A 13,328-nucleotide genomic window follows, 5' to 3' on the forward strand; every position below is an offset into this window, starting at 1 on the left:
ATGGGCGCGCCAGCGCCCCGGTTTCTATAAAAAAACAAAGAGGCCACTACCGTGATCAACGCCTTGAACCATCTCCCGCACCCGCAAGACGACAACGCCACCCTCGCCACGCATTTCAGCGACCTGGCTCCGCCCCTCACCCCGCGCCAGGCCGCCGTGGAAAGCGCGCGCTGCCTGTACTGCTACGACGCCCCCTGCGTCGACGCCTGCCCCAGCGACATCGACATCCCCTCCTTCATCCGCAACATCCAGCAGGACAACGTGCAGGGCGCGGCCATCAAGATTCTCTCGGCCAACATCCTCGGTGGCAGCTGCGCCCGGGTGTGCCCCACCGAGATCCTCTGCCAGCAGGCCTGCGTGCGCAACAACGCCCAGGAATGCGCCCCGGTGCTGATCGGCCTGCTGCAACGCTACGCGGTCGATCATGCCGAGTTCGCCGAGCACCCGTTCCAGCGTGCGCCCAGCACCGGCAAGCGCATCGCCGTGGTCGGCGCCGGCCCCGCAGGCCTGGCCTGCGCCCACCGGCTGGCCTGGCACGGGCATGAGGTGGTGATTTTCGAAGCACGGGAAAAGGCCGGCGGCCTCAACGAATACGGCATCGCCAAGTACAAGCTGGTGAACGACTTCGCCCAGCGCGAGCTGGACTTCGTGCTGCAGGTGGGCGGTATCGAGATCCGCCACGGCCAGGTGCTGGGCGACAACCTCAGCCTGGGCGAGCTGCAACAGCAGTTCGACGCGGTGTTCCTCGGCCTGGGCCTGGCCGCCAGCCGCCAGTTGGGCCTGCCCGACGAAGGCGCCCCCGGCCTGCTCAGCGCCACCGAGTACATCCGCGAGCTGCGCCAGGCCGACGACCTGAGCACCCTGCCCCTGGCCGAACGCTGCATCGTGCTCGGCGCCGGCAACACCGCCATCGACATGGCAGTACAGATGGCCCGCCTGGGCGCCCATGACGTCAACCTGGTGTACCGCCGTGGCCTGCAGGACATGGGCGCCACCCAGCATGAACAGGACATCGCCAAGGCCAACCAGGTACGGCTGCTGACCTGGGCCCAGCCCGAGCAGGTGCTGCTCGACGACCAGGGCCGGGTGCGCGGCATGCGCTTTGCCCGCACGCACCTGGTGGACGGGCGTCTGCAAACCACTGGGCAAACCTTCGAACTGGCGGCGGATGCGATCTTCAAGGCCATCGGCCAGGCCTTCGACGGCCAGGCCCTGAGCGACCCGCAGGCCCTGCAACTGGAGCGTGATGGCGAGCGTATCCGCGTGGACGACAACCTGCGCACCAGCCTGCCGGGCGTGTACGCCGGCGGCGACTGCACGCACCTGGGCCAGGACCTCACCGTACAGGCCGTGCAGCACGGCAAGCGGGCCGCCGAGGCCATCCATGCCCAACTGACCCTCAACGTGGAGGCCGCATAAATGGCAGACCTGTCGATCGAATTCGCTGGCATCAAGGCGCCCAACCCGTTCTGGCTGGCCTCCGCACCGCCCACCGACAAGGCCTACAACGTGATACGTGCGTTCGAGGCCGGCTGGGGTGGCGTGGTCTGGAAAACCCTGGGCGAAGACCCCGCCGCCGTCAACGTGTCGTCACGCTACTCGGCGCACTTCGGGCCCAACCGCGAGGTGCTGGGCATCAACAACATCGAGCTGATTACCGACCGCTCGCTGGAGATCAACCTGCGCGAGATCACCCAGGTGAAAAAGGCCTGGCCCGACCGCGCGCTGATCGTATCGCTGATGGTGCCGTGCGTGGAGGACGCGTGGAAAACCATCCTGCCGCTGGTGGAGGCCACCGGGGCGGACGGCATCGAGCTGAACTTCGGCTGCCCCCACGGCATGCCCGAGCGCGGCATGGGCGCGGCGGTGGGCCAGGTGCCGGAGTACGTCGAGCAGGTGACACGCTGGTGCAAGACCTACTGCTCGCTGCCGGTGATCGTCAAGCTCACCCCCAACATCACCGACATCCGCCAGTCGGCCCGCGCCGCGCACCGGGGCGGCGCCGACGCGGTGTCGCTGATCAACACCATCAACTCGATCACCAGCGTCGACCTTGAGCGCATGATCGCCCTGCCGATCGTCGGCGAGGCCAGTACCCACGGTGGCTACTGCGGTTCGGCAGTGAAGCCGATCGCGCTGAACATGGTGGCCGAGATCGCCCGCGACCCGGCCACCCACGGGCTGCCCATCAGTGGCATCGGCGGCATCGGCAGCTGGCGGGATGCCGCCGAGTTCATTGCATTGGGTTGCGGCTCGGTGCAGGTGTGCACCGCGGCGATGCTGCATGGCTTTCGCATCGTCGATGAAATGAAGGACGGCCTCTCGCGCTGGATGGACAGTCAGGGCTACCACAGCCTGCAGGACTTTCGCGGGCGCGCGGTGGGCCACACCACCGACTGGAAGTACCTGGACATCAACTACCAGGTGATCGCCAGGATCGACCAGCAGGCCTGCATCGGCTGCGGGCGCTGCCACATTGCCTGCGAAGACACCTCGCACCAGGCCATCGCCAGCCTGGTCAAGGCCGAGGGCGGGCACCGCTACGAGGTGATCGACGCCGAGTGCGTGGGGTGCAACCTGTGCCAGATCACCTGCCCGGTGGAGGGCTGCATCGAGATGGTGCCCCAGGACACCGGCAAGCCGTTCCTGGACTGGCTGCACGACCCACGCAACCCCTACCGCGAGGCGTTCTGAGGCTGCGCCCCGCGCAGGTCTTCGAAGCAGGCCTTGTTCCCGTCCACCTGAACAGACGCCCGGGGCAGGTTCGCCGCCTCCCCGGTCGGCGTCTCCACATGCCAGTAGCAGTGCTTGATCGCGCGGGTGATGGCCACGTAGGCCAGGCGCAGGATCTCGTCCTTCTGGGCGTTGTCGTAGCCTTCGGGGTCGCCCGCGCGGCCCAGCCCGGCCTGGCGGTACACCTGGTTCTTGTACGGCGAGCGCGTCAGGTGCTGGCAGTCACCGAGCATGAACACCGCATCGGCCTGCAGGCCCTTGGCGCTGTGGTAGGTGAGCTGGCGGAACCGCCGCTGCGCCGCCGGCAGGCCGGCCTCGTGGTTGAGCAAGGGCTGCAGGTGCTCGGCAATCACCGACTTGTCGACGCTTTTGCGGTACAGCAGCATCACCGACTCGCCATCGCGGTAGTGGTCCATCAACTGCCGGGCCAGTGTGGCTTCGTCGCGCTCCATCACCATCACCGGCACCGGCTGCTCGGCCGCCGGGCCGCAGGCACGGGCCTTCTTGCCGGCAATTGCCGGGGCCGACTTAACGATATGCTCGGCTGCATCGATGATGTGCTGGTGGCTGCGGTAGTTGTCGGCCAGCATCACGCGGGTGGTGCTGGGGGCGACGAACTGCTTGGCGAACTCCATGAAGTACTTGGGCGAGCTGCCGCGCCAGCCATAGATCGACTGCCAGTCGTCCCCCACGCACAGCAGCGAGGAATGCTGCGCCACCTGCCCCACGTGCATGGCCGGGCCGCGCCGGCGGATCTCGCGCAGGCAGGCGCGCAGCCACGAGACGATCTGCGGCGACACGTCCTGGAACTCGTCGATCATCAGGTGCGACAACGGGCGCAGCATCGGGTCGGGCAGCAGGCGCAGGTTTTCCGGGTTGTTCTCGCCGAACAGGGCGAACATGCGGTTGTAGCTCATGATCGGCGGCGACTGTGCCAGCAGGTGCGCCTCCAGCGCCTTCCAGTACAGGCTCAGGGCCTCGAAGAACAGCGCGTCGGTGTCGCCCTGCGGGAAGCTCATGCCGCCCACCGCCACGCTCACATCCAACCCCAGGTTCTCGATGAACCCGGCAGCGCCGACGAACGCATCCAGCAAGGGCGCCGCGCCCAGCTCGCCTTTTACCTTGTAGTCAAAGCCTGGCCCGGCCACTGCATCACCGGCCAGCGAGGCGGTGAGGCGTTTGGCCGCCGCGTAGTTTTCCAGCCAGATCACCGGCTTGTCGCAGAACGCCTGGAACAGCGTGCGCTTGATCACCCATTCGGCCCACACCGGCAGCTTGGCGCCGGGGCGCTTGTACTGCTGATTCTCCTTGGGGTCGAAACCCAGCACCACCCAGGCGTCAAGCTCGGCGATATGGCCGTGGAAATGAAAGCGGCTGCCGTTGATTTCGACGGTTTCGCGGCTGGGCTCGATACCCTTGATCGGCCAGGCACCTGCCTGGAACCACAGGTCTTCGATCACGTCGCACAGCTCTTCGTCGCGCCCGGACGACAGCTGGGTCACCGCCACGCGCTTCTGCACGTCGGGGTGGTCGCGGTCCAGGGCCTTGAGCTGCAGGGCTTCGCGGCGCAGCCCGGCAATCAGCTCGGCGAACCGCGGGCTGGTGTGCAGCAGGTCGCGGTAGCACAGGTTGAGTTGCTGGCGCTGGGCATCGTTGATGCGCAGGTCGAACGGGTTGCTGTCCACGCCCGCCTCGCTGCCCCCGGGCTGCTCGCTGCCCAGGGTCTCGAACGCCCGCACCTGGCTGAAGCCCGGCAGGCTGCGCACCAGCGGCAGGATGCGCGAATGGAAGGTGCGCACCAGCTCACGCGCCTGCACCGGGCTCAGGGCCAGTTGCCACAGGCCGAACACCTGCACCAGGCGGGCAATGAAGTCCTTGCGCGACTCGCGGGTGAAGGTGACCACGGTCATGGCCTCCAGCTCGAAACCCAGGTAATGGCGCAGCAACAGGATACGCAGTACCAGCGAGGTGGACTTGCCAGCGCCGGCGCCGGCGATCACGCAGGTGGACGGCGTGTCGCTGAAGATCATCTTCCACTGCGCTGCGCTGGGTTGGGCGTGGGCCGGCAGGCGCGCAGCGACGTCGGCCTTGAAGCGCTTCTTCAGCTCGGGGGTCAGCGGCAGGCGCCAGTCGTCGAACAGGGCATCGTCCAGCCCCGGCACGCCGTGGGCATCCGGGCGCGTATCGCGGATCACCAGCACCTGGCGCCCGGCCTCGAAGCCGTCCACTCGCCCTTCTTCATAGCCTTCACGCAGCCCGTCGGCATGCCCGGTGCGCTGGCCGTTGGCATGGCCCTGGAACCACGAATCGCGGTGCTGTGCCTGCAACCGGCTCAGGCCACGGCCCAGCAGGCGTGCGGCCAGACGTCTGACCCAGGGCAGTTGCGCGGGTGGGGTTAGATCCGTGGGTAGCTTGGGACGCTCGTGTGACACACCGACTCCGGCAATCAATTCAACCAGCGGCCATGTTCGCTTTATCACGACCAAATCACCAGCCGAATGCTTTCAGATCAGTGGATTAGGCGACGAAGCGGCGAAACTACCGCAGGTTATATATCGAACATAACGATCATATTTAGCCGATATTTACGCTTTTTTTCGATGTTTATCGAGAGGATCATCAGCGCCATCCACCTGATTACCGAGGACACGAGCATGCTGCAACTGCGCCCCTTCGACACCCTTGGCCACGCCAACCATGGCTGGCTGGATGCCCACCATCACTTCTCCTTTGCCGAATACCACGATCCGCGCCGCATGAACTGGGGCACGCTGCGGGTATGGAATGACGACCTGATCGCCGCCGGCAGCGGGTTCCCGCCGCACCCGCACCGCGACATGGAGATCATCACCTATGTGCGTGAAGGCGCGATCACCCACCAGGACAGCCTGGGCAACAAGGGCCGTACCGAAGCCGGTGACGTGCAGGTGATGAGCGCCGGTACCGGCATCACCCACAGCGAGTACAACGTGGAGGCCGTGGACACGCGGATCTTCCAGATCTGGATTGTGCCCCAGCGTGTGGGCCAGGCACCGTCGTGGGGCGTGCGGCCGTTTCCCAAGGGCGAGCGCGGCGAAGGGTTCGTGACCCTGGCCAGCGGGCGCGAGGGGGATGAAGGCAGCCTGGGGATCCGCGCCGATGCGCGGCTGGTGGCGGCGACGCTGAAGGCCGGGGAAAGCGCCGAGTACCGCATCGATGCGGGTCGTCGGGCCTACCTGGTGCCGGCCAAGGGCGTGATCGAGGTCAACGGCCTGCGCGCCGAGGCCCGCGACGGGGTGGCGGTGGAGGATGAGCAGGTGCTCAGGGTGGTGGCGCTGCAAGACAGCGAGATTGTGCTGGTGGATGTGGCGTAGGTACCGACGTCATCGCGGGTCAAGCCCGCTCCCACAGGGTTTGCGAACGCCGCAAAACCTTGTGGGAGCGGGCTTGACCCGCGAAGCTTTTAGGCGATGGCAGCGTCCACCAGCTCCTGCGCCTCACCCACCAGGCGCTGCAGGTGCGCGTCGTCGACGAAGCTCTCCGCATAGATCTTGTAGATGTCTTCGGTGCCCGACGGCCGCGCCGCGAACCAGCCGTTGGCCGTCATCACCTTCAACCCGCCAATCGCCTGGTCGTTGCCCGGCGCATGGCTGAGGATCTGCTCGATCGGCTCGCCTGCCAGCGTGGTCGACTTGACCTGCTGCGGCGACAGCTTGCCCAACTGGGCCTTCTGCTGCGGCGTGGCCTTGGCATCCACCCGGGTGGAGAACGGCCTGCCCAGCGCCTCGGTCAGCGACTCGTATGCCTGGCTTGGGTCGCGCCCGGTACGGGCGGTCATCTCTGCCGCCAGCAGTGACGGGATCAGGCCGTCCTTGTCGGTGCTCCACACCGTGCCGTCCTTGCGCAGGAACGAGGCGCCGGCGCTCTCCTCCCCACCAAAGCCCAGCGAACCGTCGAACAGGCCATCGGCGAAATACTTGAAGCCCACCGGCACTTCGTACAGGCGACGCCCCAGGCGTGCCGCCACGCGGTCGATCATGCCGCTGCTGACCACGGTCTTGCCCACGGCCGCATCGGCGCGCCATTGCGGGCGGTTCTGGAACAGGTAGTCGATGGACACCGCCAGGTAGTTGTTCGGCGCCAGCAGGCCGCCTGACGGGGTGACGATGCCGTGGCGGTCATGGTCGGGGTCGCAGCCGAACGCCACGTCGAACCGATCGCGCAGGCCGATCAGGCCCTGCATGGCGTAAGGCGAGGACGGGTCCATGCGGATCTGGCCGTCCCAGTCCACGCACATGAAGCGGAACGTGGGGTCGACCTCGGTGTTGACCACGTCCAGGTCGAGCTTGTAGTGCTCGGCAATCGCCGACCAGTAACGCACCCCGGCACCGCCCAGCGGGTCGACACCCAGGCGCAGGCCCGCACCACGAATCACATCGAAATCAATCACATTGACCAGGTCGCTGACGTAACTGCCCAGGTAGTCGTGACGGTGCGTGGTGCTGGCCTTGAGGGCCTGTGCATGGGCCATGCGCTGTACGCCCTTGAGGCCGTCGGCCAGCAGCTCGTTGGCCTTGGCCTCGATCCACTTGGTGACGTCGCTGTCGGCCGGGCCGCCATTGGGCGGGTTGTACTTGAAGCCGCCACTTTGCGGCGGGTTGTGCGACGGGGTGATCACGATGCCGTCGGCCAGGCCACGGCTGCGGCCACGGTTGTAGCAGATGATGGCGTGGGAGATGGCCGGGGTCGGGGTGTACTCGTCATCCTTGGCCAGCATCACCTCGACGCCGTTGGCTGCCAGCACCTCCAGTGCGGTAGCCGCCGCCGGGGTCGACAGCGCATGGGTGTCGATGCCGATGAACAGCGGCCCGTCGATGCCCTGCGCCTTGCGGTACAGGCAGATGGCCTGGCTGATGGCGAGCACGTGCGCTTCGTTGAAGCCCAGGTCCACGGAGCTGCCGCGGTGCCCCGACGTGCCAAAGGCAACGCGCTGGGTGGCGACGCCTGCATCGGGCTGGCCGGTGTAGTACGCGGTCAGCAGCTGGGGGATATCGACCAGCACGGAGGCTGGCGCCGGTTTACCCGCCAAGGGACTGAGCTTCATGCAAAACCTCAAGTAAAGATGTACAGGGTGATGAAAATACGCAGTTTACTGGCACTTCGACCACAACGCGACGGCGGCGATCCCGCGCGCCGCGACTATTTGTACTGCGGTGCCCACCAGCCGGGAAACATCCGCTGCACCCGGGGCTCGGCAAAACGGTCGTCGATCAGCATGACCACACCGCGATCTTCAGTGCCACGTATCACTCGCCCGGCCGCCTGGATCACCTTCTGCACGCCGGGGTACAGGTAGGTGTAATCGAAGCCCGCGTCGAACAGAGCGCCCATGCGCAGCTTGAGCTGCTCGTTCACCGGGTTGACCTGGGGCAGCCCCAGGGTGGCAACGAAGGCGCCGATCAGCCGGGTGCCCGGCAGGTCGACCCCTTCGCCGAACGCCCCGCCCAGCACGGCGAAGCCCACGCCCTGCCCGTCTTCGACAAAGCGTTCGAGAAAGCCCTTGCGCTGCGCCTCGTCCATGCCGGGCGACTGCGACCATTGCACGATGTGCGGGTAGCGCTCGGCCAGCAGCCGCGCCACCTGCTGCTGGTAGTCGAAGCTGCTGAAGAACGCCAGGTAGTTGCCCGGCTGGAGGCGGTACTGCTCGGCGATCAGTTCCACGATCGGCGCCAGTGACGCCTGCCGGTGCTGGAAACGCGTCGACACGCTGCTGATCACGCGCACCTGCAACTGCTCGGCGGCAAACGGCGAGGCCACGTCCAGCCACGCGGTGTCGGCCGGCAGGCCGAGCAGGTCGGCGTAGTAATGGCGTGGGCTGAGGGTGGCGGAAAACAGCGTGACGCTGCGCGCAGCGGCCATGCGCGGGCCGATCAGCGGCGCCGGCACCACGTTGCGCAGGCACAGGGTGGAAAGGCTGCGCCGGCCCGGGCCGTCGCGCTTGCTGATGTCGAACACGAAATGCTCGTCGAACACCTCACACAGGCGCAGGAACTGCGAAGCCTGAAAGAAGAGCTGCAACAGCGGCCCTTCGACGCCGGCAGGCTGCTGGTTCATGCTGTCCTGCACATGGCTGACAAAACGCTGCAGCGCCTTGAGAAAGGCCTCGGGCAACTGGCCGGTGGCGCGGTAGGGAACGTCCTGGTCCTTGTGCACGGCGTTCCAGGCCCGGTCAAGGCGCTGCAAGGCATTGGCCATGCCTGCCGGGGGATCACGCCGCAGGGCCTTCAATTGCCATTGATCGAGGCTCACGCTGTACATCTGGCGTGCACGCTCCACCAGGTTGTGCGCCTCGTCCACCAGCACCGCCACCCGCCACTGGTCGAGCTGGGCCAGGCCGAACAGCAAGGCGCTCTGGTCGAAGTAGTAGTTGTAGTCGCCCACCAGCACATCCACCCAGCGCGCCATCTCCTGCCCCAGGTAGTACGGGCACACCTGGTGCGCCAGGGCTACCTCGCGCAGGCGGGCCTGGTCCAGCACCGGCTGCTGCGCGGCGGCCTGGCGGGCGGCGGGCAAGCGGTCGTAGAAGCCCTTGGCCAACGGGCAGGCTTCGCCGTGGCAGGCGGTGCCGGGAAACTCGCAGGCCTTTTCCCGTGCCACCAGTTCCAGGCTACGCAGGGCCAGCTCGGGGCTGGCGTGCATGACCCGCTGCACGGCCTCCAGCGCCAGCGCCCGCCCCGGCGTCTTGGCGGTCAGGAACAGCACCTTGTCCAGTTGCTGCGGCACCATCGCCTTGAGCAACGGGAACAGCGTGCCCAGCGTCTTGCCGATGCCGGTGGTGGCCTGGGCCATCAGGCAGCGGCCGGTGCTTACCGCCTTGTACACGGTCTCGGCCAGCTCGCGCTGCCCGGTACGAAAGCTGGCGTGGGGGAACGCGAGCGCCTGCAGGCCGCTGTTGCGCAAGGCCTGGCGTTGCATCTGCTGCTGGGCCCAGCGCAGGAACAGCGTGCACTGGACGATGAAGAACTGCTCGAGTTCGGCGGCGGTATGGCGGGCCTCCACCAGGGTTTCGCGGTCGCTGTCCACGTCTAGGTACACCAGCGCCAGGTTCACCTCGGCCAGTTCTCGCTGCTGGCACAGCAGCCAGCCATACACCCTGGCCTGTGCCCAGTGCAGTTGGCGGTGGTTGTCGGGCTGGCTGGCCAGGTCGCCGCGGTAGGTCTTGATCTCTTCCAGGCGGTTGAGCGCCGGGTTGTAGCCGTCGGCGCGCCCGCGTACCTGCAACTGCTCGAACTGCCCCTCCAGCGCCACCTCCGACTCATAGCCCCGACCCCGACGCGTAACCACCGTGCGGTGGCCGGTGATGCCCTCCTGCGCCGAGGGCGACGGGGTGAAGCGCAGGTCCAGGTCACCGACCTTGGCGGTGAACTCGCACAGCGCACGCACCGCTACCTTGTAGCTCATGCTGCCGGCTGTGCCCACTGCACGTGGCACACCTCGACGGGCAGGCCGTGCTCGGTGCAGAAGGCGATCCAGCGCAGCTGGTTGTCCTGCAGGCGATCGCCCGGGCCCTTCACTTCGATCATGCGGTAGCGCCGTTGCCCGGGCCAGAACTGGATCAGGTCAGGCATGCCGGCGCGGTTGGCCTGGATATCCTCCAGCAGGCGCTCGAAGCAGCGCTTGAGGTGCGCCGCCGGCAGGCAGTCCAGGGCCTGCTGCAACAGCGTGGCATCCAGCAGTTCCCAGTACACGAAGGGTGATTGCAGGCCGTGCTTGGCCTGGTAGTTGGCCAGGATGGTGTGGCGGTAGCGCTCATCGTCCAGCTGCCCCAGGCAGGCGGCAAAATGCTCGGCGCGGCGCGCCTGGAAGCCGGCATCGTGCAGGTCCAGCGGGCCGCTCTGGAACGGGTGGAAGAACGCGCCGGGCACGGGCGCGAAGATGGCTTCCCAGCACAGCAGCCCGAACAGGCTGTTGAACAGGGTGTTCTCGACGTAGTGCACCGGCCCGTCATCGGCCGCCAGGTGCACCTGCACCGCCTGCTCCACGCCAAGCGTCGACAGATCGACAGGCAGGCACAGGTCCAGCCGGCTGATCGCTGCCGGGGCGCGCCGACGCTGTGGCGGGCCGCCCAGCTTGCGCTGCAGGCGGGGCACGATGCGCGCCAGCGCCTGGACCTCCAGCGCGTTGGCCGGTTTGGCGCCCACTACGCTGGCAAGCTCCAGGGCGGCGGCATGATCGGCGCTGCGCTCCAGCACGCGGATATGCCGGATGCGTGCCTGGGGGTGGTTGCTGCGGGGGTAGATGTTCAGGGCCTGGGCCCAGTCGCCGCTGCGCTCGCAATGCTGGCCAAGCTGGAACAGCAACCTGGCGCGGCGCCGTTCCAGCCACGGGTTGCTCGGCTGCAGGCCGTCCAGCAGTGCCAGCACCTGCTCGACCGGCTGCCCGGCCTCGAGCTGCTCGGCACAGGTGTGCAGGGCCAGGCACAGGTCGATATCGGCGCGCTCGCGCAGCGCCCGGGAATCCTCGCCGAACGCGACCTGCTCGTAGCGCAGCAGGCCAAGGTCGGCGAGCACGAACTCCGACCAGTCCTGGTGCAGGTTGCCGAAAAACAGCAGGCGCAGACGATCGCACAGCGCCTGCAGGTGCAGCACGTACACCGGTTCGTCGAATTCGGGCCACCACTGACGCAGGGGCCTGGCCTCGGCATACAGCGCCGACAACTGTTCGAGCAGTTCGCCCTTGGCAGCCCGCGGGCGCTCCAGCACGTCGGCGAAACAGCGGGCGATTTCGTCCTTGCGCAGCAGCTGGAACAGGTGGTCCAGGCCCAGGCTCGGCTGGTCGTCGAGCCAGCCCAGCGCCACCAGCGGCGCGGCGGCAGGCTCGATGGCGCCGATTTCCAGGTAGGTCAGCTTGCTGGCGCGAAACATCACCCCCTTGCGCATCACCATGCGTACCAGCAGGGCCTGGGAGGCCTGGCCCAGCGTCGCGAACTGTTGAATGAAGGCGTGTTCGTGTTCATCGAGCAGGTCGGCGTAGCGCAGTTGCACCCAGGCCAGTACCTGCTGAAAGTTGCACAGGTAATAGAACGGGTCGGCGACGGAATGGGCGATCACGGAGCGGGTAACCAGCAGAAGGAATCCACTGGTTATACATACAGACAGGCGGGCTTGGCAACCTCAGCGGATCAATGGCGCAACCGGCCCGGATCGCTGTCGCGGGCCCGCGCCAGCAGCGAACGTCCACCGGCGGCCGCTTCACTTTCGCGCTGGTAGAGCATCTGCAGCGTGCTCAGGGACAAGCCGCTGATCTCCTCCAGCCATTGCACCATGGGCTGTGGCGAGGGTACGCCCTTGAGTGCCTTGTGCAGGTAGGGCAGCGCCGCCTGCATGCCGGGGTGCCGCGCCTGTACGAAGCGCTCCAGGTTGCGCCCGCGGTCGACGAAGGGCGCGAACAGCAGGCAGGCCAGCTGTTCTTCGTTGAGGTTGTAGCCCTGCAGGGCGAAGTCGTCCGCCAGGCGGCGGCGCTGGCCGTGGCGCTCGCGGTCTTGCCAGGTTTCCATGGCCAGTGCCTGCAGCGCCGCCGGCACCGGTTTGCGCCGCAGCTGGGCCTTGACCTGCTGCAGGTGCTCGGCAATGCCCAGCGCATAGTCCTGCCCCTGCACCCACTGCGCGCGCAGCCCGGCAAGGTGTGCCATCAGCAACGGGTTGGCACAGGCCGACTGGCTGAAACCCAGGGCCAGCTCGTCATAGCGAAACCTGAGAAATTCGAGCAGCAGCACGCTCTGCCCCTGCTGGCTGTCCTGCAGCAGGTCGGCGATGTCGATGAAGCGCGGGATACGGCGGGGGCCCGGGACCTGCCGAAGGGGCTCGGCTGGCAGCCCCAGCACCTCGTTGAGGTAGATGCGGCGCAGTTGGCCAAGGCCCTGCAACAGGGCGCCAGGGTGTGAGTGGGCCGGCCTTGCACTGCTCAACCCGGCCTCGCGCATCATGCGGCGGCCCCACGCCAGGTAGCGTTTGCGCTCGGGCATCGGGTCGGCGTTGATCAATGCGTCCACCCCGCCCTCCCAGCCCATGCCCTGGCGGTAGAGTTCGGCCAGCGCCAGGTAGAAGCGATTGCAGAACATCGGCCGCACCTGGCCGGCGGTCAGGTGCCCGGCAACCAGGGTGTCGAACCGCTCGACCTGCTGCTGACGCGGCGACAGCGGCTTGAGTGCATCGAAGTGCTGGAGGCCGCCGTCGTCCAACACCAGCAGCTCGACCCGCAGGTCGTCATGCAGCACCAGCGCCGAATAGCCACGCTCGATGTTCTCGATCACCGCCGTCGACATGCCCACATGGCGGGCGGTGACCACGCGCAGCTCGAAGGTGGCCGGCGCACGCGCCGCAATGCTCAACTGCGCGGCGCGCAGAAACGCCAGGGCGAAGGAGCTGTCCTTGCCGCCGCCATGGGCCAGCATCACCTTGAAGTCGCCTATGCGCTCGATCCCGCCGGCGGCCACCAGCATGCGCTGGATAAGCAATTGCAGCGACGCGCGCTGGCCCTGGGTAAGGCACTCGAGCAGTCGCTGCAAGACCTGCTGGTAAATGTGAGTCATGGCTTGATCGTGGAGGGTACTCATG

Annotated in this window: 8 protein-coding genes; 3 read left to right on the top strand and 5 right to left on the bottom strand. The window is 67.1% G+C overall.

What is annotated here, in order from left to right; translation table 11 throughout:
- Positions 1-51 precede the first annotated feature (51 nt).
- A complete protein-coding gene (locus tag DN388_RS11325; protein WP_254999841.1) occupies positions 52-1,419 on the top strand; it encodes an NAD(P)-dependent oxidoreductase in 1,368 nt (455 codons plus the stop codon).
- Positions 1,420-2,694 (top strand): NAD-dependent dihydropyrimidine dehydrogenase subunit PreA, encoded by a 1,275-nt coding sequence (gene preA / locus DN388_RS11330; protein WP_254999842.1) that lies wholly within the window; start codon positions 1,420-1,422, stop codon positions 2,692-2,694. It abuts the gene before it with no gap.
- On the opposite strand, the gene DN388_RS11335 is transcribed toward preA, so the two are convergent.
- On the bottom strand, positions 2,676-5,165 hold the full coding sequence (locus tag DN388_RS11335; RefSeq protein ID WP_254999843.1) for a UvrD-helicase domain-containing protein: 2,490 nt from the start codon (positions 5,163-5,165) through the stop codon (positions 2,676-2,678). The genes preA and DN388_RS11335 overlap by 19 nt on opposite strands.
- Positions 5,166-5,387: 222 nt before the next feature.
- On the opposite strand from DN388_RS11335, the gene DN388_RS11340 reads away from it, so the two are divergent.
- Complete coding sequence (locus tag DN388_RS11340) at positions 5,388-6,086, top strand: pirin family protein (RefSeq protein ID WP_043864092.1); 699 nt, start codon at positions 5,388-5,390, stop codon at positions 6,084-6,086.
- 89 nt (positions 6,087-6,175) lie between these two features.
- On the opposite strand, the gene pgm is transcribed toward DN388_RS11340, so the two are convergent.
- The 4 genes from pgm to DN388_RS11360 form a co-directional block, all read right to left on the bottom strand.
- A complete protein-coding gene (gene pgm, locus DN388_RS11345; protein ID WP_058540290.1) occupies positions 6,176-7,816 on the bottom strand; it encodes a phosphoglucomutase (alpha-D-glucose-1,6-bisphosphate-dependent) in 1,641 nt (546 codons plus the stop codon).
- A 95-nt stretch (positions 7,817-7,911) separates the two neighbouring features.
- Positions 7,912-10,173, bottom strand: coding sequence for an ATP-dependent DNA helicase (locus DN388_RS11350; protein ID WP_254999848.1), 2,262 nt, complete (start codon positions 10,171-10,173; stop codon positions 7,912-7,914).
- A complete protein-coding gene (locus tag DN388_RS11355) occupies positions 10,170-11,822 on the bottom strand; it encodes a VRR-NUC domain-containing protein (RefSeq protein WP_058540292.1) in 1,653 nt (550 codons plus the stop codon). Before DN388_RS11355 ends, DN388_RS11350 begins: the two co-directional genes overlap by 4 nt.
- 71 nt (positions 11,823-11,893) lie before the next feature.
- Positions 11,894-13,303 carry a hypothetical protein gene (locus tag DN388_RS11360; protein WP_082405692.1) on the bottom strand — a complete coding sequence of 470 codons (1,410 nt, stop codon included), beginning with the start codon at positions 13,301-13,303 and terminating at the stop codon, positions 11,894-11,896.
- Between the last annotated feature and the right edge of the window lie 25 nt (positions 13,304-13,328).

Source organism: Pseudomonas sp. S12(2018) (genome assembly GCF_024355235.1).
GTDB lineage: Bacteria > Pseudomonadota > Gammaproteobacteria > Pseudomonadales > Pseudomonadaceae > Aquipseudomonas > Aquipseudomonas palmensis.